Source organism: Deltaproteobacteria bacterium (assembly GCA_020848905.1).
In the GTDB taxonomy this organism is placed as follows: Bacteria; Myxococcota_A; Polyangia.
This window is the reverse complement of the sequence record JADLHG010000031.1, coordinates 489,910-514,254: the sequence shown is the minus strand read 5'-3', so window position 1 is coordinate 514,254 and position 24,345 is coordinate 489,910. Positions and strand designations below refer to the sequence as shown.

At 66.6% G+C, this 24,345-nt stretch carries 24 protein-coding genes and 1 other RNA gene; 15 read left to right on the top strand and 10 right to left on the bottom strand.

Going from position 1 to position 24,345, the window contains the following annotated elements:
- Positions 1-601 precede the first annotated feature (601 nt).
- The 3 genes from IT371_14350 to IT371_14340 form a co-directional block, all read right to left on the bottom strand.
- On the bottom strand, positions 602-1,048 hold the full coding sequence (locus IT371_14350; protein ID MCC6748836.1) for a hypothetical protein: 447 nt from the start codon (positions 1,046-1,048) through the stop codon (positions 602-604).
- Positions 1,048-1,491, bottom strand: coding sequence for a DUF4065 domain-containing protein (locus IT371_14345; protein MCC6748835.1), 444 nt, complete (start codon positions 1,489-1,491; stop codon positions 1,048-1,050). Before IT371_14345 ends, IT371_14350 begins: the two co-directional genes overlap by 1 nt.
- 338 nt (positions 1,492-1,829) lie before the next feature.
- On the bottom strand, positions 1,830-2,033 hold the full coding sequence (locus tag IT371_14340) for a hypothetical protein (protein MCC6748834.1): 204 nt from the start codon (positions 2,031-2,033) through the stop codon (positions 1,830-1,832).
- 383 nt (positions 2,034-2,416) lie between these two features.
- On the opposite strand from IT371_14340, the gene IT371_14335 reads away from it, so the two are divergent.
- The 10 genes from IT371_14335 (at position 2,417) to IT371_14290 (ending at position 10,689) form a co-directional block, all read left to right on the top strand.
- Entirely contained in the window at positions 2,417-2,764 is a 348-nt protein-coding gene (locus IT371_14335) for a hypothetical protein (GenBank protein ID MCC6748833.1), read from the top strand.
- A gap of 701 nt (positions 2,765-3,465) precedes the next feature.
- Complete coding sequence (locus IT371_14330; protein ID MCC6748832.1) at positions 3,466-3,702, top strand: hypothetical protein; 237 nt, start codon at positions 3,466-3,468, stop codon at positions 3,700-3,702.
- A gap of 55 nt (positions 3,703-3,757) precedes the next feature.
- Positions 3,758-3,967: a hypothetical protein gene (locus tag IT371_14325; protein ID MCC6748831.1), complete on the top strand. Its 210-nt coding sequence runs from the start codon at positions 3,758-3,760 to the stop codon at positions 3,965-3,967.
- A gap of 5 nt (positions 3,968-3,972) precedes the next feature.
- Positions 3,973-4,236 (top strand): hypothetical protein, encoded by a 264-nt coding sequence (locus tag IT371_14320; protein ID MCC6748830.1) that lies wholly within the window; start codon positions 3,973-3,975, stop codon positions 4,234-4,236.
- Positions 4,233-4,907, top strand: a complete 675-nt coding sequence (locus IT371_14315) for a hypothetical protein (protein MCC6748829.1) — start codon at positions 4,233-4,235, stop codon at positions 4,905-4,907. Before IT371_14320 ends, IT371_14315 begins: the two co-directional genes overlap by 4 nt.
- A 104-nt stretch (positions 4,908-5,011) precedes the next feature.
- Positions 5,012-5,218, top strand: coding sequence for a hypothetical protein (locus tag IT371_14310; GenBank protein MCC6748828.1), 207 nt, complete (start codon positions 5,012-5,014; stop codon positions 5,216-5,218).
- Positions 5,219-5,508: 290 nt separating this feature from the next.
- Complete coding sequence (locus IT371_14305) at positions 5,509-6,132, top strand: hypothetical protein (GenBank protein ID MCC6748827.1); 624 nt, start codon at positions 5,509-5,511, stop codon at positions 6,130-6,132.
- 128 nt (positions 6,133-6,260) lie between these two features.
- The gene (locus tag IT371_14300; protein ID MCC6748826.1) at positions 6,261-6,461 is read left to right on the top strand and encodes a helix-turn-helix domain-containing protein; all 201 of its coding nucleotides are present in this window, start codon (positions 6,261-6,263) and stop codon (positions 6,459-6,461) included.
- A gap of 15 nt (positions 6,462-6,476) precedes the next feature.
- Positions 6,477-9,119 carry a hypothetical protein gene (locus tag IT371_14295; protein MCC6748825.1) on the top strand — a complete coding sequence of 881 codons (2,643 nt, stop codon included), beginning with the start codon at positions 6,477-6,479 and terminating at the stop codon, positions 9,117-9,119.
- A gap of 460 nt (positions 9,120-9,579) precedes the next feature.
- Positions 9,580-10,689 carry a tyrosine-type recombinase/integrase gene (locus IT371_14290; protein ID MCC6748824.1) on the top strand — a complete coding sequence of 370 codons (1,110 nt, stop codon included), beginning with the start codon at positions 9,580-9,582 and terminating at the stop codon, positions 10,687-10,689.
- Between the two features lie 8 nt (positions 10,690-10,697).
- Here IT371_14290 and ssrA read toward each other — a convergent pair.
- From ssrA to IT371_14270, 4 genes are all read right to left on the bottom strand, one after another.
- Positions 10,698-11,068: a transfer-messenger RNA gene (gene ssrA / locus IT371_14285) on the bottom strand.
- Between the two features lie 53 nt (positions 11,069-11,121).
- Positions 11,122-11,958 carry a class I SAM-dependent methyltransferase gene (locus IT371_14280; protein MCC6748823.1) on the bottom strand — a complete coding sequence of 279 codons (837 nt, stop codon included), beginning with the start codon at positions 11,956-11,958 and terminating at the stop codon, positions 11,122-11,124.
- 71 nt (positions 11,959-12,029) lie between these two features.
- Positions 12,030-13,499 (bottom strand): glycosyltransferase family 2 protein, encoded by a 1,470-nt coding sequence (locus IT371_14275; protein MCC6748822.1) that lies wholly within the window; start codon positions 13,497-13,499, stop codon positions 12,030-12,032.
- Positions 13,500-13,695: 196 nt separating this feature from the next.
- Positions 13,696-15,156 (bottom strand): glutamate--tRNA ligase, encoded by a 1,461-nt coding sequence (locus IT371_14270; GenBank protein MCC6748821.1) that lies wholly within the window; start codon positions 15,154-15,156, stop codon positions 13,696-13,698.
- A 122-nt stretch (positions 15,157-15,278) separates the two neighbouring features.
- Here IT371_14270 and IT371_14265 point away from each other — a divergent pair, with 122 nt between their 5' ends.
- Together IT371_14265 and IT371_14260 are read left to right on the top strand one after the other, a co-directional pair.
- Positions 15,279-15,863 (top strand): hypothetical protein, encoded by a 585-nt coding sequence (locus tag IT371_14265; protein MCC6748820.1) that lies wholly within the window; start codon positions 15,279-15,281, stop codon positions 15,861-15,863.
- Positions 15,848-16,756 (top strand): hypothetical protein, encoded by a 909-nt coding sequence (locus tag IT371_14260; GenBank protein ID MCC6748819.1) that lies wholly within the window; start codon positions 15,848-15,850, stop codon positions 16,754-16,756. Before IT371_14265 ends, IT371_14260 begins: the two co-directional genes overlap by 16 nt.
- 42 nt (positions 16,757-16,798) lie before the next feature.
- On the opposite strand, the gene IT371_14255 is transcribed toward IT371_14260, so the two are convergent.
- The 3 genes from IT371_14255 to IT371_14245 are packed head-to-tail and all read right to left on the bottom strand — an operon-like array spanning position 16,799 to position 21,922.
- On the bottom strand, positions 16,799-19,684 hold the full coding sequence (locus IT371_14255; protein ID MCC6748818.1) for a UPF0182 family protein: 2,886 nt from the start codon (positions 19,682-19,684) through the stop codon (positions 16,799-16,801).
- Positions 19,685-19,706: 22 nt separating this feature from the next.
- Complete coding sequence (locus IT371_14250) at positions 19,707-20,402, bottom strand: response regulator transcription factor (protein MCC6748817.1); 696 nt, start codon at positions 20,400-20,402, stop codon at positions 19,707-19,709.
- Entirely contained in the window at positions 20,399-21,922 is a 1,524-nt protein-coding gene (locus IT371_14245; GenBank protein MCC6748816.1) for a HAMP domain-containing histidine kinase, read from the bottom strand. The genes IT371_14250 and IT371_14245 overlap by 4 nt, the downstream gene beginning before the upstream one ends.
- A 285-nt stretch (positions 21,923-22,207) precedes the next feature.
- On the opposite strand from IT371_14245, the gene IT371_14240 reads away from it, so the two are divergent.
- The 3 genes from IT371_14240 to IT371_14230 are packed head-to-tail and all read left to right on the top strand — an operon-like array spanning position 22,208 to position 24,344.
- A complete protein-coding gene (locus IT371_14240) occupies positions 22,208-23,299 on the top strand; it encodes a hypothetical protein (protein ID MCC6748815.1) in 1,092 nt (363 codons plus the stop codon).
- 6 nt (positions 23,300-23,305) lie between these two features.
- A complete protein-coding gene (locus IT371_14235; protein ID MCC6748814.1) occupies positions 23,306-23,569 on the top strand; it encodes a hypothetical protein in 264 nt (87 codons plus the stop codon).
- A gap of 55 nt (positions 23,570-23,624) precedes the next feature.
- The gene (locus IT371_14230) at positions 23,625-24,344 is read left to right on the top strand and encodes a CPBP family intramembrane metalloprotease (GenBank protein MCC6748813.1); all 720 of its coding nucleotides are present in this window, start codon (positions 23,625-23,627) and stop codon (positions 24,342-24,344) included.
- Position 24,345 lies beyond the last annotated feature (1 nt).

The following is a 24,345-nucleotide window of genomic DNA, read 5'->3' as shown; positions in this document are numbered from 1 at the left end:
CGGGCGTTCCCCCAAAGAACGCAAAGTGGAGGCGCCGGGAGTCGTCGCCGGCCTCCGGGCCGCCGCGACGGACGGCCAGGAAGCGGGCGTTCCCCCAAAGAACGCAAAGTGGAGGCGCCGGGAGTCGAACCCGTTTAGCGGCATACAAAAAACCATAGGCCGTGCGCGCGCTTGGCCTGTTTTGCCGCCAGATTCCCGTGCCTTGGATAGCCTCTAGCTTTACGCGATAGTCCGCATACGTCCGCACCAATTTGGACCCGTACAGCACATTAGCAGCACACGATTCGTACTCGAGCAATTCATGCTTTTCGTGGATAGCCTTCACCCACGTATTGGAGGTGGACCACACACGAGAGTACGATCTCTCTCAAACCGCGTGACGTGCGTGACCCCTGCTCTGCCCGCGCTGCTCCGTGCCTATGCCTCTCTCTACCCTGCGAGTGCGCGTGACGCGCGTGACAGAATAGCCAAGACATGGACATTCGCGGTCTTTTGGGTCACCACAAACCCGCCAGCGCGCGTGACAGCCGCGTGACAGAAGTGGTGACAGGGCCCCTGGCGTGACTAGGCGTGGTAGTCGAACCCGCCTGCCCGACACACGCTAATGCGAGATGGGCCAAACTTCGTGCTTCGGGTCCCACCAAAGAATGTCGAGGATCCCTCGACGTAGAAAGCCCCAGACCCGACCCTTGCCAGTAAGGCGCAGTGAAAAGAGGAGATCGACATCCACCTGGGAGCCTAGGGCGTTAAGCCGCTCCCTCGCCTTCTTACAAATTTTGGATGCTTCTACGAAGTGGCTCTTTCGCTTGACCTCGCTCTTTATCTGGGTCCACGTCATCGTTTCGAAGCCCTTCAGTTGCGTCAGAACGAGGTCAAGATCCTCCCGCGTAATTTCGTGCCACCCAAAGGGCTCCACTGTCTGGAGGCTGCTAAAGCGCCACGATGGCACCTGCTCGTCGTAATTGGGAGGCACGTTCCCGCGAGGGGTCTTTTCGATTGCTCCGGGGGCCTTCTCGGCGAAGGGCTTCTTCCTCTTGCCCTTGCCCACTACTGCGCCTTTCGGGAGAGCCCCCCGTAGTATTCCGCCAGCGCCGCCGGGGAGACCTCGCCGTGTCCGCGTTCGCCGTCGGGGATACCCGTGCGGGCATCCCTCCAGGGGGCTTCCTGATGAGTAAGATCGCTGAGCTGTTGCGAAGTCCACTTGCCGTAGTACTTGCACACAGCTTCAACGCTCGCCTGCTGTTTCGCCGACAGTCGAGCAGCGTCCCCCCCAGGAATCTCCGATACCTCGAATTCGCCTCGATGTGCATTGTACAGCTTTGGCACCACGGGCCCATTAGCCCACGCCTCGATCGGATCCTTGAAGAGCGGCTTCTCCTCCCAGACGAGGTGCCATGCCTGGCTATAGTAGACGAGCTTTTGGAGCTTCATCGCCGTCATCTTCCCGCACGTCTTCAGGATGAATGCGGCTACGTCAAGGGCAGTGACCATTAGTCACCTCGCGTTCATGGGCCCTCTCATGAGTATCGCTTGGAGGGGTCAGGGCGCAAGCGGGTCCCGGTGGACCCTCGTGCAGTGGACGTGCACAACCCCCACGCCCGCCCGGGCCGACCCATCCCGAGCAACGTGCTAAGCGTACGGAATCACGGCGGACATAGAGACGCGAGAGAGAACAACGCTAAGTATGCGATATGCCTCGGGAATGCAAAAATCGACCATACCGACCGCCCTCCAGATTGAACTCTGGTGTAACGCAATGTAAAAAGGCACGAATCCGGCGCTTGAAGACTCCCCCATCGACGTGAGCACCGCGTCAAACCTGCCCCCCCCTAGTCCAGCTCCTGCTCCTCTGGTGGCGCCCATTCCACAGCATCGTAGGGCATCCCGTCGCCAAGCATGGTGCCGTCGTGGTCGGCCGAGATCATGTTCTCGAACTGCTCCTCGATCGCGCCTATCCGCGCCGCAAGCTCCTTCTGGTCCTCGCACCGTGCCGCCGCTGCCGCTGCCGCACTCGAGGCGCGCAGGAGCTTCAAGAGGTCCGCGTTCGAGGGGTCTGCACATGCCGCCACCACGATACGATGGAGGAGCTCCGGCCAGAAGCCTATCCCCTCGGTGTCCGGTGGCCGAATGGAGCCGTCATCTACTACGGCAGGGGCTTCGGGTGCCTTGCTGCGGCCGCCGCGCTTACGGGGCGCTGGTGCAGCCGTAGCACCGTTCTCGGGCCTCGGGCTGAAGCCGTGCCTTGTCATGAAGCCAGCGGCGAGAGCGTAGGAGCTGAACCCTCGCGTGGAGGCGCCGCCCTCGGCGCGCTCGACGATGACTCTCCACTTGGACGCGCTGCCGCTGCTGGCTCCTGGTGGGTATGGTCCGCGCGCTCCTCGGATGGGTTTCGGCATTGGTGCTCCTTCCGGCGTAGATGCGCCAGCTTCGCCGCGAGCTGGTCAACGCGCTGCTGGAGCTCGACGTGCTGCGCGTCCACCCGGGCGACCTGCGGCTCCTCGGCAACCGGCACCTTCACGAGCTCGACGCCCCGGCGTACCGCCTCCGCGACCAGCGGATGGAGCTCGACGGCCTCCGGGGTGGTCTGCTCGACCGCCGGCGCGAGCTCGACGCGCTTCGTCCGGGCCGCTCGGCGCTTGCGCTGAATCGGCTGGTCCTTCCCGCGCTGCTCCTCGGTGGCCGGCTGGACGTGCTCGGTGCGCGTCTCCCACCAGGAGAAGAACGTGCCCCGGTCCACGACATCTTGCCCCTCGTGAGCGCGTAGGAGCCCCTCCCGGCGCGCTACGGCGGTGAAGGCACGCGCGCCCATTCCGGCGAGCTCGGCGCCCGCGGCGAGCGTCAGGAAGCGCGAGGGTAGCGCAGGGTCAACGTCATGCGTGACGCGGGGCCGGCTGGTGCGGGGCGCTGGTTCTGGCCTCACGAGCTCGAGGCGCGGGAAGTTTCGACCCCTGCGGATGGCTCGCAAGCGGTCGAGCTCGCCGTGGCCGGCCTCGGTGAGCTCCCAGGTGGCGAACGCCGCATCGGTGCCGCCGGAGGTGATCTGGCGGACCCAACCTCGGCGGGTCATCTCCATCAACTCGAACTGCATGTCCGCGATGGCGCCCCTGCGCGTGTGCATTGAGAGCCTACGGACTAGGTCGATTCCCATCGCTGGTGAGTGGTCGCGTAGCGCCCTGAGCACGTATTCGCGCTCGGAGGGGAAGAAGAACATCATGCCGTCGTCAGCCACGGGTCACCTCGAGAAAGCGCCCGACCGACCCCCGCGCCTCCGGCAACATCGGCGGCGCGGTGGGTCCACAGACGGGGGCGGGCCGGGCAGAAAGCTGGAGCACACCCGGTCGTCCCCCACCGTCGGTGACGGACCCTCGGCGGGCCCGAGTGTGCTCCAAGCTGGATTGCACGATTTGCACGTTTAGACGATATCGCGGCTTGTACGCTAAATGCAAGCTGTGATAGCTTTCAAACATGCGCAGCGTAGTAGTTTTCGAGGACCTCACGCGCAAGCCCCGACGCTACGAATTCAGCCTTCACGTGAGCGAGTCACCGCGCCAGCTCGAGGAGCTGGTGAGCTTGCTGCGCGGGTCAGCGAGTGAGGCTGCTCACCGGATGGCGGAGACGATTCAGAGCGCATGCGAGGGCCTCGAGGAGCGCCGACGGGAGCGCGTGGCGGTGGTGCGCGAGGGGCTCGAGTTTCGAGGCTGAACACATAGGAGGCGACGGAATGGATGATGGGAGCTGGCACGAGACAAAGGAATTCATGCTCGCCTCGCGGGCCGCTTGGGACGCTGAAGTTGCCGCGCTGCGGGCTGTGGGCGCCTCGGCGGATGCGCTTGCCGCGCTCGATCCGCTCGCGGTGGAGGAGCGCCGACGAGAGGCCGACCGCGCGGTCCTGCGGGCTGTGGGCTGCGACATCCCGGCGGATGCCATCGAGCTGTGGGCGCTGGCCGCCCGCGTGAGAGGAGCGTGACGGACATGGCTGACGAACAAGAGGACCCCCGCGAGAACATCATCGTGGAGCTGACGCGCGAGTTAGGCGCGCTCAAGAAGGAGGTAGCGCGGCTGAAGGCAGAGGGCGCCGCACCGACGGAACCGCTCTCCGAGGAGCAGGTTATCGCCGCTGAGGTTGACCGCCGACGGCAGGAAGCGGCACGCGAGGCGAAGGTGCAGGCGGCCATGGACCCGAGGACGGCGCGGCTCGAGTTCTTGAAAGGCATCTACGGAGGTCAGACGAAATGAGCGACTTCGAGCTTTACGACACGAGGGACACCGAGGACGAACAGCAATTTCTCGCGCGCCCTGAGCCCATCACGCCGTACATCCTGCCGCCGCCATGGTGGACCGAGGTACGCGACGCCACCGGCCGCAACGCGCGGCTGGTACTCGCGGAAAAGTTCCGCATCGCTGAACGCCGCATCGTGGAGGACATCGAACGCGGCGACTTCATGTTGAGCCGGTATCTCGTGGTCAGCGATGAGAACGGCGGGTTCGTGCTCCGCTCGGTGCTGTTCGGCGAAGTGCTCACGCACTCGGGCCAGACTCGCGAGGCGCCGAGGCACAGGCTGATCCAGCGGCAACGCGCGGTGCTCACGCCTATCGCTGAACCCGTGGTGCTCGACTTGTGCATGAGCGAACCTGACGTAGACGCGCCGATGCTCGGGAAGGAGAATGCGGGCGCGGACGTGGCGCGCTGCGGACACCGGACCTTCAAGCTGAGCGACACGGCGGAGGTGCCGTTGGAGCTCGCCTCGCGCGTGCTGCGCCTTTGCGGCCGGGGAGTCCGCACGGCGAGGACGCATGGTCAGGCGGCGCGTGTACACAAGCTGCGCGAGCTCGACCCGACCGAGGTGCGCGCGTGGCGCGCGGAGCAGAGCAACGCGAGCGAGCCGAAGCGAAAGAGGGGTGCCTAATGGCCGCTGATGTTGTGGACGGAAAACACAGTTTCTTCGCTGGGGAGTTCGGTCCCTCGCAGAGCGTGATTGCGAACGCGAGTATTGCGCAAGGCACGACGATCTTGTCCGAAGGCCACTACCTCATGAGCGCGAACGCGGCGACCTTCGTTTCGCTGGGCAGCCTCGGTCACGCACCGACGGCGGCCAACGGCTTTTGCCTCGGGAGCACGTGGCCGATGCAGTTCTCCGTGGGGCCGAATAGCGGGGGCGTCGTTGCCGCGCTGGCCGTGACGGGAGTCTCGCTCGTGAGCGTCACGAAGAGGCAGTAGGCTCGCTCCCCGTCGGTCGCGCATTGCCGTGCCGTGGCCGGCGGGGAGTCTCTTCTCTCCCAACGTAGGGGAATTCCCGAGGCTGCACGGGCGGCGAGCATGCCGCGGTCGTTTTGCGACCGGCGCGGATGTCGTTTTACGACGCGGGAAGCTAGGTTCCGGCGCGGCGCCAGGGGTTCGAGCGCGGCGTGACAGGCGAGCGATGATGCGGTAGGGTCCAAGAAAGTGGGGCCGGCGACGCTGGAACGTCCCGACCCCGTGGCCCCTTCAGCGAGCAAGCGCCGAGGAGCATGAGCCAGCCTACCAAAGCCCCCAAGCAGCGCAAGCCCCCTCCAGCGTATCGCACGCCGCTCGGGCCGGCTCTCGACGCGACGCTTGCCGAGTGGTCCGTCTACGGGACTCCAGGTCTTGCGCCGACCCCCGAGGGAGTGCTGAGGCGCGTTCTCCTGGCCGACAATCTTCAGTTCTTCGACTTCGCGGCTCGCCGCAGGGTGCGCGACATCATCATGACGGCGCGCAAGGCTGACGAGACGCTCGCAGCGATAACCGGGGAGCCGGACGCACCCCTGCCGCGTGAGATGTTCTCCACGATGGAGTTGTTCGACGCGGCCTTCATCGCCGCAGGGGAGGCGCGCGGCGCACTCACAGAATTCCTGGGGAGAGCCTCGGTGAGCATCTACGCAGATCCCGCGGCGTGGGAGGGGGGCCACGATCCATTTTTGGATGACGTGCTCTCCTTCCTCGGGAAGCATGGGTACGGACCCCGCAGAAAGGAGAGGTTACTGACCGCGTTGGCGGACGACCACGCGCGCCATTGCGCGGGATGCGGATGGCCCGTGCCTGAACCCATGCGCTTCACGAAGGAGGGCATCCGCAAGCGTGGGGCGCGGCTCGGGAAAAAGCGGGACATTTAAATCCGAAGTGTCCGTCTCGCGGAAGCCCTCGCGAGTGGCCATATCTGGACGTGCGCCGCGTAGCGCGCATCCAGAGAAATAGGGGCCGCTCAGTCTGCACTGGCCGGTCCCGCCACCGAGAGGGACCCATGGTCAAGAAGACGAGCATCCAAGTTGAGACGGAGCACCGCTGGCTCGACGCCGACGAAGCGGCCCGATACTTGCGAATCACGAAGCGGGCGCTCTATGACCGCGCGGCGCGCGGGTGCCTTCCCGTGCACCGTTTCGGCAAGAGCCTCCGCTTCCGGCTCGACGAGCTCAACGCCGTCATGCAACCCGCGGTTCGGTGAGCGTGACGTGCCGCGATGAACACCGACGAAATCCTGTCCCGCTTCCAGGGAGCGAAACGTTCCGGCGACCAGTGGGCTGTGATCTGCCCCGTTCATGATGACGGCGAGAAGAAGAACAAGCCGTCCCTGACGGTGAGCACGGGCGACGACGGGCGCACGCTACTTCACTGCAAGGCCGGCTGTGCGACGACGGAGATCGTGCGCGCCGTGGGGCTCACGATGGGTGACCTGTTCACGACCGCCCGCAACCCGAAGGGCAACGGTGCGGGGGGGCGGGCGACGTCTACGACTGCGCGTGACAGGGGCCGGCTCGAGGGCGCTTACGACTACGTGGACGCCGACGGCAAGCCGCTCTATCAGGTGCGCAAGTGGCGCTACGCCGACGGCAGCAAGAAGATCACGCAACACGCAGCCGACGGCAAGGGCGGCTGGCTCGCGACTGTCACGGGCCCCGACCCCGAAAGGCCCGGCAAGAAGAAGCGACTTGCGCCCCGCGTGCTCTACCGGCTGCCCGAACTTCTCGCGGCCGACCCCTCGGCGACGGTGTTCGTGGTCGAGGGCGAGTCGTGCTGCGACGCGCTTCGAGGTCATGGCTGCGTCGCCACCACGGCTTGCGGGGGCGCCGGCCAGGCGTGGACGAAGGAGCAGCACAGCGAGCCGCTCACGGGGCGCCAGGTGGTCGTGCTGCCCGACAACGACGGCCCCGGCAAGGAACACGGCGCGAAGGTCTCCAAGGGGCTCTACGGCTTCGCTGCGAGCGTCAAGGTTGTCGAGCTGCCCGGGTTGCCGGACAAAGGCGACGTCGTGGACTGGTTAGAGCAGGGGCACACGGTCGAGGAGCTGCGCGTGCTGGTCGAAGCGGCCCCCGAGTGGAAGGCGTCGCCGGAAGGCAAGGCGCCGGAGGTTCCCTACCGCGTGGACCGAGGGTGCATGTGCCGTCTACATGTCACCACGAAGAAGAACAAAGAGTCTGGGACAACCGAGGAGACTGTGGAGGCGGAGCCGCTGTGCAACTTCTCGGCGCAGATCGTCGAAGACGTCTTGCTCGACGACGGCATAGAGCAGTCGCGGCGCTTCACGATCAATGGCTCGCTCGCGACCGGCGCCGTGCTGCCGGGGGTCACTGTGGCTGCGTCGGAGTTTGATGTGATGTCATGGGCCGTGAAGCGCTGGGGCTCGCGCGTCGTGGTCTTCGCCGGACTCGGCACGCGAGATCACCTGCGATGCGCCGTGCAAGCTCTCTCCTCGGCCGTCGAGCGTACCGTCTACGCCCACACGGGCTGGCGCAAGGTCGCCGGCGAGTGGATCTATATCCACGGGTCCGGAGCTCTCGGCGGGCGCGGGGCCGTACCTGATGTGCATGTCGAGCTGGAGGCGCCGCTCGATCGTTTCGTGCTGCCCGCCGATCCCGATGACGTGCGCGGGGCCGTCGGGGTATCCCTTGCGCTCCTCGGCGCGGGACCGCCGGATGTGATGGTTCCCTTGCTCGCGGCGACCTACCTCGGGCCGCTCGCGTCGATCGTCCAGCCCGATCTGGTGCTCTACTTCGCCGGCACGACGGGGAAGCTCAAGTCGGAGATCACGGCGCAGGCGCAACGGCACTACGGCGCAGGATTCGATCGGCTGCACTTCCCGGCGACGTGGGGCGATACCTCCAATTCGATCGAGGCGCGCTTATTCGCCATGAAGGACGCCATGACGGTGATCGACGACTACTGCCCGGCTGGGTCGCGGGCCGATCAGGAACGCATGGCAAAGGCGCTGGCGACGGTGATCCGTAGCGTGGGGAATGGCGCGGGGCGCGGTCGGCTGCGCGCGGACCTTAGCAACCGTCCCGTGCGCCCTCCGCGGGGGCTCGTCGTGACGAGCGGCGAGCTGCTACCCGAAGGACACTCGGCGCGGGCCAGATGCTTCGTGGTTCAGGTGGAGGGAGTGACCGGCGAACGGCTCTCCCACGTCCAGGCGAACGCGGCGCGCCTCTCCCACGCGATGGCCGGCTACGTCCAATGGCTCGCCCCGCAGCTCGACGAGATCGCCCGGGCCGCCCCGGCAGAGCTGGCGACCTTGCGCGCGAGTTTCGCGGATGCGGCTGCGGCGCACCTGAGGCTGCCAACACAGCTCGCGCTGATCTTCTGGGGCTTCGACAAGTTCCTCGCCTACGCGGAGGACGTGGGCGCGCTCTCGACTGCGGACAGTGAGAGGTGGAGTTCGACGGCCGATGCAGTCCTCCGCAGGCTCGCCAGCGACAACGCGAAGGGGCTCCGGGCCGCCGATCCCGTGGTGCGCTTCCTCGACGCGCTGGCCACCCTGCGCGCGACCGGGCGGGCGCACCTGGCCGAGGTGGGCAAGAGCTTGGAGGCCGGGCCGGGCAAGGTGGCGCTGGGCTGGGAGGATGGAAGCTACGTCTATCTCCTGCCGGGCGAGGCGCGGCGGGCCGTGGTGATGTTCCTGCGGGAGAGCGACGAGCACTTTCCTCTGAGTAGGGACGCGCTGGCCGACAAGCTCGTCGAAGGCGGCTACGTCGATCGGGGGCCGAGCAGGATCGCCACCCAATGCCGGGGGCTGGATGGTGTGACGGCGAGCCGACACTGGGTCTGGAAGCTGAAGCATGCTGCCCTGACGGGTGCGACGGGCGCCGGGGAAGGGGAGGCCGCATGAGCCCCCGCCCCCTGCGCTTGCCCGGCCGTCACCACTTCTGTCACGCGCTGTCACCAAATGCTGGTGACAGAATCAAGCACCAAACTGACGCGATTCCAGAGACTTCGGATGTCCGTCACGCGCGTCACGCGGTTGCCCAACATAGGAGAGCCCTAGGAGAATTGCAGCGCGACCTAGCCCGGGCGCGCGCATGGGTTGACCGGCGACTCCCCCGGGGGACCTGGCCGGACTTCGACGTGTTCCGCGAAGGCTGGCCCGGGCAGTGGCGCCGCATCCAACGGGCGGACCGGCTGATCGAATGGCGGGCGCAGCAACTACTACGGGGAGAGATTGACGGAGAGGTATTCCGCCGCGCCCTCGGGGCATGGTGCCGAGCCTGGTCAGACCTTGCCGCACGCTACCGGACCCATGCTAACGTGGGCGGAAGCGCGCGCACGGCTCAGAAGGGGAAGGTGTCCCTATGAGCGTGCGGAAGGACCCGAAACGAGGGTGGGTTGTGCACTTCGTGTTCACACATGCCGCCGACGGCAGGAAGGAGGAAATTCGAAAGACGAGCCCGGTACAGACTCGGGTGGGCGCAGAGGAATACGAACGGCAGTTGCGGGCGTCGATGCTGAACCCGAAGCCCGTGGCGAAGGAGTGTCCGACGCTGGCGGAGTTCTCCCGGGAGTTCCTGGGAACCTACGTCAAGACCAACTGCAAGAAGTCGGTGCAGGAAGATCGGGAGTCGCTCCTGAGGGTCTGGATACTGCCAGCGTTTGGAACGTACCGCCTGGACGCGATCGGGACCCGGGAGTTTGAGAAGCTGAAGGCTGCCGTAGTCGCGAAGGACCGGGCGCCCAAGACGGCGAACAACGTGGTCGCGGCCCTGAGTCGGGTTCTTGGGTACGCGGTAGAGGTGGGGGTTCTGGAGAGCAAGCCCAAGCTGCGGTTGCTGAAGGTCCCGCCCCAGCGGTTCGACTTCCTGACCTTCGGGGAGTTGGATCGGCTGGTCGCGGTGCTGCACACCGAACCGCTGTGGGGGTCCGCAATCCTGGCCAGCGGCGACGGCGGGTATCGGGTGGGTGAGATTCTCGGGATGCACCGGGAGGACGTGGACCACGATGCTGGGGTGATCACCGTGCGCCGGGCCATGTGGCGCGGCCACCTAGATTCCCCGAAGGGCGGGCGGGAGCGGAAGGTGCCCATGACGAAGCGGCTCGCCCGGGCTCTGAAGGCGGCCAGGCACCTGAAGGGGCCGTTCGTGTGGTGCGAGGCCGACGGCGGATACCTCACGCGGAAGATGGCGCAGCGGGCGCTTGAGAGAGCGTGCCGGCGGGCGGGACTCCGGCCGATCGGCTGGCATGTCCTCCGGCACACGTTCTGCTCTCACCTGGCCATGCGGGGCGCCGTTGCCAAGTCGATCCAGGAGCTGGCCGGTCACACAGATCTTAAGACCACCCAGCGGTACACGCACCTTGCGCCGGCGGCCCTGCACCAGGCGATCGAGCTACTCGAGGAACCCGAGGCCCCGAACAGCACATATGCAGCACGAGAAGAACCGCGATCCGCTAAGGGCTCAGAACCTTAAGGGGGAATAGGTGGAGGCGCCGGGAGTCGAACCCGGGTCCGAAAGCGTGTCAGGCAGGCATCTACAAGCTTAGCCGATGGTTTATTTCGCGACGCGGGGCGCCCATCGGCAGGCTCCCTTTGTCGCTATCCAACCTTTGTTCTCGCCCCCCACCCGGCCGGAATGGCAGAGGGCCAGCCTGTTCGTTTGCGCCGCTCACCCCGTCACAGGCGGGAGGAGATGAACAGCGTCAAGCCACTAGTTAGGCGGCTTGAGCGACGAGACCCTCGCGGGCGTTATCGTTCGCAGTTGTGTTTTCCCCACCGGATTATGGAGGTGGCAGAGACCCTCCGCTTGCAGCCTACTCTAACCTCACCCCCGTCGAAGCCATTTCGCCCCCCTATGGGGCCTAGGCCTCCCTAAGGTAGCCTCGTTCCCGTCGGAGTCAAGGCATCAGACGCGGGCCCTGGCGATCCACGTCACTCCCGTGAGGCGGACGCCCCCGCCGGTCGGCTCCTCGGCCGCCTGCTCGATCTCTCGCCGCACCACGGCCCACGTCTCGGCGGGCAGCTGCGCGACGAGCTGGGCGACGGGGCCAGCAACCTCGAGCGTGAAATCAACATAGTCCGCACCCGAGGCGAACTCGCTCATAACGAGCGCGTGTTCGTCGAGCCTCACGTCCGAAAAGCCGGCCGCGACCAGGGTCTGCTCGAGCCGCGCCCGGTCGGCGAAGGCGAAGATGCCGGGGGCCCCCGGAGCCACCGCCGGCAGCTCCACGTGCCGCCGCATCACGGCGAGCGGAATGGACGCCCACGGGTTCCTCTCCGGACCGCACCAGCAGGCCAGGGACACAGCCCCGCCGGGCTTGAGGGCCGCGCGAGCACGGACGAGACACGCGACCGGGTCGGGCATGAACATGAGCCCCCAGCGCATCGTGACGGCGTCGAAGCTCGCCTCCGGCACCTCAAGGCACTCCCCGTCGACGTGCCGGAACTCGATGTTCGCCAGGCCGCGGGCGACGGCCTTCTCGCGGGCGAAAGCCACCATCTCGGCCACGAAGTCCGTGGCCAGCACGTACCCGGTCGGTCCCACGCGCTCGGCCGCCGGCAGGGCCGGCTCCCCGGTGCCGCAGGCGATGTCCAGCACCCGCTGCCCTGGGCGAAGCTCGGCGATGAGTCGTTCCGACACCGAGCGGGTGATGCCCGCCAGCCGGGCGTCGTGCCGCCTCCAGCCGGGCGCGGCTCCCGTCCAGGTCGCGTGCTGCTGCGCCTTCAGCGCCGTCGCGTCCATGGGGCCTCCAGGAAGATCGCAGGGGATATGATGCAGACCTGCGGGGCGCGCAAGCTGGGCGCCGCCGCTCGCTACCGCCGCTGATGGACGGAGAGCGCGCCGACATAGAGGTAGCCGACGAGGAAGAGCATGAGGAACGGCAGCGAGACCCAGTGCTTCCCGAGCACCGCGAGCAGCATGGCCACGGCGAAGTAGCCCGCCATGAAGAGCTCGAAGTACGGGATCAGGTTCTTGGCCGCCCGGTAGCGCTTGGACTTCCAGTTCTGCCAGCCGCCGCCGGCCACCACGCCGTGCTTGGGCGTGCGCACGAACTCGGTCTCCTTGCCCATCAGCGCCTCGAAGACGGCACGCGTCTGGTTGATGCAGAGCCCGATCCCGACGGCCAGCATGAGCGGAAGCCGCAGGATCATCTGTCCCCAGCCGAGCGGTACGCCGACCTCCCGCTGGGAGACGACGTAGAAGGTCACCACGCTCAGGGTCGTGCCGAAGAAGAGCGGCACGTCGATCAGCAGCACCTCGCGCCAGCCGTGGGCCGTGCGCAGCGCGATGTTCGGCACGAGCAGGAGCGACAGGAGGAGCAGGAGCGGGTACGCGAAGTTGTTCGTGAGGTGAAAGAAGGCCTCCCACTTCACCGCGCGCGGCACGTCGGCCTTCATGATCGTGGGCAGAAGCTTCTTGGCCACCTGGATCGAACCCTTGGCCCAGCGGAACTGCTGCGACTTGAAGGAGTTCATCTCGACGGGCAGCTCGGCCGGCGACGCGATGTCGGGCAGATAGACGAAGGACCAGCCCTTTAGCTGCGCGCGGTACGAGAGGTCCATGTCCTCAGTAAGCGTGTCGTGCTGCCAGCCGCCGGCGTCGTGGATCGCCGAGACGCGCCACATGCCCGCGGTGCCGTTGAAGTTGAAGAAGCGCCCGGAGCGGTGTCGCGCGGTATGCTCGATGATGAAGTGCCCGTCGAGCATCAGGGACTCCACCTCGGTGAGCGTGGAGTAGCCACGGTTCAGGTGGTCCCAGCGCGCCTGCACCATGCCGACCTTCTGGTTGGTGAAGTAGTGCACCATCTTGTGCAGCATGTCCGGCTTGGGCACGAAGTCGGCGTCGAAGACCATGGCCAGCTCGCCCGTGGCGTACTTGAGGCCGTTCTCGAGCGCTCCCGCCTTGTACCCGGTCCGGTCGTCGCGATGGATGTACTGGATGTTGATCCCCATCGCGCGCACCTGGTCCACCTTGGCGCGGCAGATGCCCTGCGTCTCGTCGGTAGAATCGTCCAGGACCTGCACCTCGAACTTGTCGCGCGGGTAGTCCATCTGCGCCACCGCGTCGATGAGCCGCTCGACCACGTACATCTCGTTGAACAGCGGCAGCTGCACCGTCACGCGCGGCAGCTCGGCGTCGGCGTACAGGCGCTCAGGCTCGGGCTTGTCGCCCTTGTGCCGGTAGAAGAGCCAGACCAGGAGCGTGCGGTGGAAGCCAAAGAAGGCCAGCACCAGCAGCACGAAGAGATAGAGGGAAATCAGCGTTATCTGATACCAGGGCATGGATGAGGCTCCAGTGTGGTGAGCCGCAGGGCTCGGGGGTAGGTATAGCGGACCGGGGGGTAGGGAATTGTCACCCAAATGTAATTTGTCGTAATTCCTCGTCCGCCCGTGTCAGGAGCCTTAGCGGCATAAGGTATTTTAATGACATGCGTTTTCGGAGTCCGCGAGCGGCCGTTCCCGCAGCCGAGGGTGGGGATCACGACGTGTGGCGCAGGAACTCGGCCGCCTGGCGGATGCGCCGGCGGCAGCGCTCGCGCCCCACCAGGCAGAGGGTGTCGAAGAGGGGTGGCGAGGCCTTGCGCCCCGTCACGACCAGGCGCACGACCATGAAGAGCTCCTTCGTGCTCCAGCCGGTCTTCTCACAGAAGGCCCGAAAGAAGGGCTCGAGCGGCTCCGGCGCCCAGACGCGAAACGCGTCCAGCTCCTCCGCCAGCTGATCGAGGAGCTTGGCCGTCTCCGCGGGAGTCCGATTCTTCGGACAGAGGTCGGCCACCGGGGCGTAGTCCAGGTCCCCGCTGAAGAAGAACTCGGTGAGGGGCACGAACTCGTCCAGGCGTCTCACCCGTTCCCGGGCCAGCCGCGCCAGCTTGACGAGGAACTCCCGATTGAGCCGCCACGCCACGAGCTCGTCCACAAGCTGCTCGTCGGTGAGCTCGTGCAGATAGAGGCTGTTGAGCCAGGAGAGTTTTTCGAGGTCGAAGACCGGACCGGAGAGGCTGATGCTCCCCGGCGCGATGTCGAAGCGCTCGATCATCTCGCCCAGACTGAACTTCTCGCGGTCCTCCCCGAAGGACCAGCCCATCAGCGCGAGGAAGTTGAGCATGGCCTTCGGCAGAATGCCGGAGTCCCGGTAGTAGTCGAGGCTGACCGGGTTCTTGCGCTTCGAGATCTTGCTCTTGTTCTTGTCGTTGTTGCGCAAGAGCGGCAGGTGGCAGAAGACGGGCGGCTCCCAGCCGAAGGCCTCGTAGAGCCGCAGGTGCTTCGGCGTGGACGGGATCCACTCCTCGGCGCGGATGACGTGCGTGATCCCCATCAGGTGATCGTCCACCACGTTCGCCAGGTGATAGGTGGGCAGGCCGTCGCTCTTCAACAGGACCTGATCGTCGCTGCGCTCGTTCGGGATCCGCACCTCCCCGCGCAGGCGGTCGGGCACCACCGTCTCGCCCTCCTTGGGCATCCGCAGCCGGACGACGTGGGCCTCACCGGCCCGGGCCCGCCGGTCCGATTCCTCCCGAGAGATCGCCCGGCACGCGCCGTCGTAACCGGCGGAGGCCAGCTTCGCAGCCCGCTGCTCGGCGCGCATCTGCTCAAGCCGCGCCTCGGTGCAAAAGCACCGATAGGCCGCCTCTCGCTCCACCAAGCGTGCCGCGTGCTCCTGGTAGATGGCCGCGCGCTCCGACTGCCGGTAGGGTCCGCAAGGCCCCCCGACGTCGGGGCCTTCGTCCCAGGCGAGGCCGAGCCACGCCAGGCTGCGAAGGATCGCCTCCTCGGACTCGCGGGTCGAACGCGCCCGGTCGGTGTCCTCGATGCGCAGGATGAACTGTCCGCCGTGCCGACGGGCGAAGGCGTAGTTGAAGAGCGCCACGTAGGCGGTCCCCACGTGGGGATCGCCCGTGGGACTCGGAGCGATGCGAACACGAACCGGTGTGCTGGACATGCGCATGCCCTTATCAGAGGCGCCCGAGGGGGTCAACGGGGAGAGCTCGGGGAGAGCTCGGGGAGAGCTCGGAGAGAGCTCGCGTTGACCGCATCACCCCCGGCCGCTATCCTCTGGATCGCATGCTTCGACGCGCTATCGTTCCGCTGGCCCTTTTCCTCCCCTTGCCCGTGTCGGCCACCATGATGGTGGCCATGAGCCTCCACCAGCTCGCCGGCCGTGCCGACCGCATCTTCGTGGGTCGCGTGCTGAAGGCGGAGAGTCACTGGAGCGAGGACGGCCGCCACATCGTGACGGACACCACCTTCGAGGTGCAGCAAGGGGTGCACGGGGCCAAAGACGGGGAACGCGTCGTGGTCCGGCGCCTCGGGGGGAGCGTGAACGGCATCGGCATGCGCGTGGCCGGGAGCCCCACCTTCCGCCCTGGCGAGACAACGTTGCTCTTCACCGAGGTGCGCGCCGGCCATCGCTACGTCGTAGGCATGATGCAGGGCGTCTTCCCGGTCCAGCGCACGGAGGACGGACGCATCACCGTGGCGCGCACCCTCGGCGGTCTGTCGCTGGTGAAGCGCACCGACGACGGGCTTCGCGCGGCGGAGCAACCCAAAGACCTCGCCGCGCGCCAGCCTCTCGACCTCTTCGTGCAGCACATCCGGCGCGCCCTCGCTGATTGCGCCACCGACGCCCGTTTGTGCCGCAGCCGCTAGTTCGCTGGGGAGGCGTCCTCCTCGTCGGCGCGGGACTCGCGCTCGCCGTGCTCGGCGGCGCGGGCCGCGCCTATGTCCCTGGCACCACCGACGAGAGTCAGAAGCCGCTGCGCTGGATGTTCACGAACTGCGTCGTCCTGCGCGCCAACTCCGCCGGCAGCGACAACGTCGCGGACGCGACCGAGCTGGATGCCGTGAAGCGCGCGACCGAGAACTGGCAACGCGTCACCTCGGGGTGCGGCTACCTGACCTTCAGCGTCCAGCCTCCCAGCCCTGACGCGCAGGTGGGCCTGAACCGCAAGGGGACGAACGAGAACGTGGTGGTCTGGGTCGAGAAGGACTGGAAGCACGACAAGGAGGCCACGGGGATCACCACGGTGTTCTTCGTGGACCACCCGGGCAGCGACCAAGACGGGCGGATCCTGGACGGAGACATCGAGCTGAACGGCGAGGGATTCCTCTTCGGGACCCAGGCCGAGCGGACGCGTCACGACGTCGAGAACACGGTCACCCACGAGCTCGGTCACCTGATGGGACTCGACCACCCCTGCGACGACGGCACGCGAAAGCCCGTCCCGAAGGACAACCAGGGCAAGACGCTGCCGAAGTGCGACCCGCTGGGCAACCTCCCCGCGGCGATGAAAGAGACGACGATGTTCAACTTCGCCGACCGCGGCGAGACGAAGAAGCGCAGCCCCGAGGGGGACGACGTGCTCGGGATCTGCGCCACCTACCCGAAGTCGGCCGACCCGAAGGTCTGCGCGCCGGTGGTGCTCGACGAGGGGGGCTGCAGCGTCGCGGGACACGCCTCGCCGAAGGACGTACCCGCTGCCGGCCTCGCGCTCGTCGCGCTCTGGCTCGGGGCGCGACGGACCCGCCGCCGCCACGCCTGAACCCTCGCGCCCCCCACACCCTCGCCCCCTGAAAGGGGGTCGCTACTTCTTCGGCGCGGCCTCGGACGGAGTCCCGGGCTTGAGCTTCCCCTCGAGTCCTCTGGCCAGCGCTTCGAGGGCCTCCTTGAGCTGCTTCTGCTCGGCGCCGTAGCCGGCCCAGTCCTCCTGCGCCAGCTTCTTCTGCCCGGCCCGGTAGTGCAGGAGCGCGCGGCGCGCCAGCTCGCTCACCCCCTCGGGTGCGCCGGAGGCCGGCTGCGTGGTGGAGGTCGCGACCGGAGCGACAGGGGTCGCGCTTCCGGGGGCCCCGGTGGTGATCGCCGCGCCGCCTTGCTTGAGGCCGAAGACGTCCTTCAGCGCGGCGTCGAGGCTTCCCTTCATGGAAAGGTGCTTCCCGAAGGACACGATGACCTGCTTCAGCTCGGGGAGCTGGGTCTGCGTGGCCTGCAGGTAGACGGGTTCCACGTACAAGATGGAGTCCTCGATCGGAATGACGAGCAGGTCCCCGCGCAGCACGGTGGAGCCCTGCTGGTTGCGCAGGGTGATCCACTGCGAGATGAAGTCGTCCTGGTCGATGCGGGCCTCCACCTGCATCGGGCCGAAGATCATCTTCTTCTTGGGGAAGGTGTAGACCCGGAGCTTGCCGTACTGGTCCCCATCACAGCTCGCAGACATCCACGCCACCATGTTGTCCTTGTTCGTGGGCGTGAAAGGCACCATGAGGAGGAACTCCTCCCGCTTCTCCTCGGGGAGTCGCATGATCATGTAGTAGGGAGCCATGCGGTTCGTGTCCGTCACGTGGCGCGCCGTGCCCCCCACGTCCATCTTCGACGCTTCCCTGCGCCCCGCGGTCTTCTCGGTGAGCTCCCGCGAGATGGCCCACTTGTCTTCCTGGTTGTAGAAGACCCGCGGGTCGGTCATGTGGAACGACTCGTACATCGTGGCCTGCACAGCAAAGAGGTCCTGCGGGTATCGCACGTGGGCGCGGATCGCCTTCGGCATCTCGGCCGACGACTTGAACATCGAGGGGAAGATCTTCCGATAGGTTTGAATCATCGGATCCTTGTCGTCCCACAGGTAGAAGGCGAGCGAGCCGTTGTACGCGTCCACCACGACCTTCACCGCGTTCCGGATGTAGTTGATGCGCGCGCGCTTGCCGAGGGAGGTGGGCTGCGAGTAGGGGTAGCGGTAGCTGATGGTGTACGCGTCCTGAATCCAGAACAGGCGCCCCTCGGCGACCACCATGTACGGCTCCTGGTCCAGCATCAGGAAGGGCGCGACGGTGTTGATGCGCTCCTGGATCTGGCGGTTGAACAGGATGCGGCTCTCCGGGGTGAGGTGCGAGGTGAAGACCAGGTTCGGATCCATGAAGCGAATGGCGAAGAGCAGCCGGCGAAAGAAGCTCCCGATCCCCACGCCACCGCTCCCCTGGTAGGTCGTGTAGCGGTTGTCGGCCCCCGAGGGGTAGTCGAACTCCTGCGTGGTCGTCTTGACCAGCGAGTAGTCCTCGGTCTTCAGGCCGTAGTAGATCTCGGGGCGCGCGATCTTCAGCTCCGGAAAGCGCGTCTCGGGGGGGATGTCCTTGATCCAGAGGTCCGGGAGGCCTTCGCCCACCGCCTGGGTCACCGGACTCAGACAGACGCCGTAGCCGTGGGTGTACTGGAGGTGGCGGTTGACCCAGGTCTGCGACGAGACGGGGAGCTGCTCGTAGACCAGTTCCCTCGCGGAGAGCATGACCTGCCAGACGCGGTCTCCGATGCTGTACCGGTCGACGCTGATGTTCGGGAAGTCGTAGTAGAGACGAATGACCTGAAGCTGCCGGTAGGTGGCCTTGAGCGGCCGATGGTCCCAGATCTTCACGTTGTCCATCGTGAGCTGGTTCTTCTTCAGGTCGGCTACGGTGAGGTTCTCGTTGGCCGGATATTCCTGCACGGCGATGCGGTTCAGGTCGTAGGCGTCGCGAGTCCCGGCGATCGCGTGCACGAGGTAGGGGCGTTCCTTGTCGAGCTCGTTCGGGTTGACCACGAGCTGCTGCACCACCGTAGGCCACACGAAGACGCCCAGGACGTAGAGACCGGCCACGACCCCGAGCGCGATCGCCGGACCCTTGATGGCCGCCTTGCCCTCCTTCTTGGAGCCGATTCGCGCCAGCAGGTAGAGGGCCACCGCGACGCAGCCGGCGATGAGCACCCGATAGGAGATCAGGTTAGCGTTGACGTCGGTGTACGTCGCGCCGTAGGCCACGCCACGCTTGGAGAAGAGGATCTCGTACATCTCGACGCGGAAGCCCCAGGCGATGACGAGCACCACCACGGCGAGGGAGGCGAGCAGGTGCCCGCGCACGCCGCGCGACATGAGGGGCACGCGCCCTTCCACGGTGATGGCGCCCCGACTGACGTAGACCGCAGCGCAGAAGATGGTGCTGATCCCCATGAGGTAAACCAGCCACTCCTGGGTGAACTCGAGGGACGGCAGCACGAACAGGTAGAACCCGATGTCCCGCCCCAGGATCGGCTCGGTCTTGCCGAACGGCGTCTGGTGCAGGAGCTTGAGCAGGTCCTCCCAGTGCCGCGCCGCCCAGTAGCCCATGATCACGGCGACCACCAGCGCCGCTGCCACGACGAGGGGGGTGGTGACCTTCTTCACCACGTCCTTGATATCCACCTCGCCGCCTTCGGCGGTCGGAATGGTCCAGCTCTTGCGTGGCTTGCTGAGGCGCCGAATGAAGTGCACGTGCACGCCCAGCACAGCAAGCGCCAGCAGGCCGAACCCGATCGCCGAACCCAGCTTCGCCATGAGCGTGGTGGAGAAGACCGTGCCGAAGCCGAGCTGCACGAACCATTCGTACTCGGTCCAGAAGGTTGCGAGTCCGGCCAGGACGATGGCGACCGCCAGCAGGGCGATGGCCAGGGTGATGAGCTTCTTTTTCATGCCGTGACCTGTGCCTAGTGGCCTAGGGGACGAGCTTGTAGCCGTACCCGTAGACCGTGAGAATGTGTCGAGGGTTTTTGCTGTCGTCCTCGATCTTGCGGCGTAGTTTCACGATGAAGTTGTCCACCGTGCGATTGGTCGGCGCGGCCTGGCTCCCCCAGATCTTCTCCAGGATCTCGTCGCGCGAGACCGGCTCGTTGGCCCGCTCGTAGAGCAGCTTCAGCAGCTCCACCTCATAGAACGAGAGCGCGTGGGTCTTTCGGTTGCAGGACAGGGCGTGCTTCTTCAGGTCCACTTGGGCCGCCCCGATCTGGATCGCGTCCTCGCCCCCCGATCGCCGCTCGAGCCGCCGATAGATGGCGCTGATGCGTGCCAGCAGCTCGCCGACGCTGAAGGGCTTCGTGACGTAGTCGTCGGCCCCGGCCTCGAGCCCTCGGATCTTGTCCGCCTCCTGCCCGCGCGCAGACAGGATGATGATGGGCACCTGCTGGTTGCCGCGGCGAATCTCCTCGCAGGCCCGGTAGCCGTTGAGGTCGGGGAGCATGAGGTCCAGGATCACGAGATCGGGCCGCTCCTGCTTGGCGAGCGCGATCCCCTCTATGCCCGTGCAGGCCGACAACACGACGAACCCCTCGAACTGCATCGCGTCCCGCAGGCCGCGCACCATGTCCGGCTCGTCCTCGATCACGAGGACCTTTTTCGACTTGGCTCCGCTCATCGCGCTCCCCCCCGCTTGGGGATCGGCTCGGGCTCGGCGATGGGGAGGCTTACCTCGAAACTGGCTCCCTTGCCTAGCTCGCTCTCCACCCGCACGCGCCCATGGTGCGCCTCCACGATGTGCTTCACCAGGCTGAGGCCGATTCCCGATCCACGGGCCGAGCTGCCGCGGGCATCCTGCCCACGATAGAAGCGTTCGAAGATCCTGCGTTGCTCCTCCTTCGCGATCCCCGGCCCCTGGTCGGCGACCCGAAGGAGCACGCGACGCTCTTGCCGCTCGACCGACACGAGGATCTCCCCTCCCCGGACCGCACCGTACTTGAGGGCGTTCTCGAGGAGGTTCAGGAGCAGCAGCGTCAGCGCGCTCGCGTCGAAGAGGAGCTCCGGCAGGTCGGGCGCGACGCGGGTGGCAATCCGCACGCCCCCCTGCTCGGCGCGGTACCGGCAGAGCTCGACCACCTGCTCCACCACGGGCTCGAGGCGGCCGTGGCTGAACTGGTACGCAGCCTTACCCCGCTCGATACGTGCGAAGTCGAGCACGTTGTCGATGAGGGCGGTCAGGCGGTCGCTCTCGCGGGTGATGATCTCGGCGTACTCCTTACTGGCCTTGGGGTCCGAGGCGCCGCGAAGGGAGAGGAGCTCGCCGAACATCCGGATGAGCGAGAGCGGTGTCTTCAGCTCGTGGCTCACGTTCGAGATGAACTCGCTCTTGAGTTGATTCGCGCGGCGCTCCTTGCGGGCCGCCACGATGAGCACCGCCATGCCCACCAGAATGACGCTGAGCGAGGTCGCCACGAGCACCAGATCAGAGAGCTTCCGGGCGCGGGCCTGCCGACGGAAGGAGGCTATATCCCTCGGAGAAATCTGCAGTCGCCAGCGATACAGGGTCGTCGGGAACTGGGCTTCGAAGACCAGCTTGCTGTCCGAAAAGACGGGCCAGCCGTAGAGCACGCCCCCTCCTTCGTCCATCACGGCGATGGCCCGCGTCTCCTCCAGCTCCTTGAACTCCTCCCGGAAGATCTCGTGGATGATGTAAGGGATGTGATAGTTGAGCGCGATGTAGTAGTCGCGCCCGGCGCTGCGCCGGCGGATGTACGAGAGCAGGTAGCTCTTCGCACCATAGCTCGTGTGCAGATGCTTGTGCTCGTCGGGGGCGAGCTTGCCGAGCTCCAGGTCGGGGACGATCCGTCGGGCGAAGAGCTCGTGGAAACCGCGCCGCTCGGCCGGAGCCAGCTTGGCCACGAAGTGCACCACCTCCCGCTGGTCGTCGAGCACGATGACGCTCTGCACTGCGGGCGAGATGCGCACGATTCTGCGCCATAACTCCATGAATTCACGTGGATCGTCTAGACTCACGAGCTTGAAGAACGTCCGGTCCGTGTCCAGGATCACCTTCTCGATGCGGTCCACGAGCTTGAGCCCGAGGACCCGATTCGAGCTCTGCACCGACTCGGCGCTGCGCTCGGCCAGGCGGTTGGCGGACCGGTAGCTGTAGTAACCGAGGCCCAGCGCGGCCGCCAAGACTGCGGAAATAATGAAAAAGAACGCTGAGAATCTGGGGCGGTCGGCCATGGGGGCGCCGCGCGGAAGGCGGCCACGGGGCAGCCTGTTAGCACGAGGCGCCCACGCCAGCAAGGCCGCGGGGGCCTCGGCCGCGGGCCCGAAGCGGCCGCTCCAGCCTCGCCCAAGCGGCCCCGAGCGGCGCGAGTTACTTGCCACCTGTGCCAAGGTGTGTTACGGACCGAAGAAGGCTGGGGATTCGTGGAGAGCGTGCCCGAAGATATGGAATACATCTTTGAGGACGAAATGTTCGAGGCAGGAGGCGAGGCGGACGCCTATTGCACGAACTGCAAGACCGACACGACGCACACCGTCATCACGCGCTTCGAGGGGGAAATCCGAAGCGTGCAGTGCACGATCTGTCACACCACCCATTCGTTCCGCCCGCCGCGGGGGGAGGTGGACGACGACGTGCCCGAGCCGATGGCGGTCAAGCGACGCCAGACGCGCCAGAAGCCGAACTGGGCGGAGGCCATGCGGCACGCGAATGCCGATGCGGCCCGTGAGTACTCGCTGCGAGAAGGCTATACCGAGGGCGAGGTGATCGACCACCCCGTCTTCGGGTTGGGCTACGTGAGCGAGCTGGTCAGCGACACGAAGCTCGAGGCCGTGTTTCGTGACGGGCCGAGGATCCTCGTCTACAACCGACCCGACCTGGGAGGCGCTGCGCCGCGGCATACGGCCAAGACCGCCAAGGCCCTGGCCCGCGCCAAGGCTGCCATCCGCCGACTCCAGGAAGAGGCCGGGGTGACCCCGCCGGCCCCGCCGGCCGACCGCAAGGCCGCGGGAAAAGGAAAGAAGGGCGCGCCCACGGGACCGGCTGGAGCTCGCGGCAAGCCGGCTCGGGCATCCGAGGCCCCAGTTGTCGTGGCCCTGGACAAGCCCGCCGCCAAGGCAGTCGGCCCGGTAGCCGCGTCGGGACCCAGGGCCAAGCCGGCGCCCGCCGCGAAGACCAAGCCCGCCGCGACGGGTGCCAAGCCCACCGCGACGGGTGCCAAGCCCACCGCGACGGGTGCCAAGCCCACCGCGACGGGTGCCAAGCCCGCCGCGAAGGCCAAGCCCGTCGCGAAGGCCAAGCCCGTCGCGAAGGCCAAGCCCGTCGCGAAGGCCAAGCCCGTCGCGAAGGCCAAGCCCGTGGCCAAGACGGCCAAGCCCGTCGCGAAGGCCAAGCCCGTGACGAAGGCGGCCAAGCCCGTGGCAAAGGCCAAGCCCGCCGCGAAGACCACCAAACCCGCCGGCAAGGCCCAGGCCCCGAAGACCGGGAAGCCCACCGGCAAGGTCAAGCCCGGTGCGAAGGCCAAACCGGTCTCCGGGCGGCGCAAGGGCGCCGGCCGCTAGCCGACGATGTCAGGCCCCCTCGAGGCCGCGTACGACGGATACCTCGAGCGTTTCCAGCGGGAAGCGGGGGACGCGCAGGTCGGCGGGTACGTGAAGTGCCGCGGCCGCCTCATCAAGAAACTCTCCTTCGAGGAATTCTGCAAGCGCTGGGAAACGTACCATCAGGTGCGGAAGACCTACGACCGCATCCTGGCACAGGGCGACACCGTCAACGACGCGCTCGTGAAGATCCTGGACGAACACGCCGCCGAGCTGCTGCTCAAGGTCTGATCGTCCCGCCGGCCGCAGGACGCCGACCGACCGGCGAAGCGCGAGGAACAGGGCCATGGCTAGCAAGGGCAAGTCCCGTTCGCGCCGCGAGCCCACGAATCTCCTGACGAGCGTCGTGCTCGTCATGCCCCTGCTCCTCTTCTATCAGGTCGGCGTGATCTTCTCCGACACCATGAACGGGGCAGACCTGATCACGCAGCAGGTCCTCCGCCTGCTCGGCTCCCGGGGCTATATCTGGTTTCAGCTCGGCCTCGGGGCGACGCTCGTGGCGCTCGTCCTCTACCTCCGACGCACGCAGCAGTTCGAGCTGCGTCAGTTCATCCCGGTGCTGCTCGAGAGCGGCATCTACGCCCTGACCATGGGCACGTTGATCATCTTCCTCATGGTGGATCTTCTGCATATCGACCCGCGCCTCGCGGCGGGAGGTCCGCTGCGAAATGCCGGCGTCTTCGACCGACTCGTCATGTCCGTCGGCGCAGGGGTCCACGAAGAGCTCGTCTTCCGCCTCGTCCTCCTCGGAGGGCTGGCCTGGATCGGAGAACGGGGGCTCGGCCTCAAGCGGTGGCTCGCCATCCTCGTCGCGTTCGTCGTGAGCTCGCTCCTCTTCTCGGCGGCGCACCACGTGGGCTCGCTGGGAGAGCCGCTTCGCCTCGGAGTCTTCACCTACCGCACCATCGCCGGGCTCTTCTTCGCGGCGCTGTTCCAGTTTCGCAGCTTCGCGATCGCGGTCTACACCCACGCCCTCTACGACATCTACGTGTTGATCTGGAGCTGAC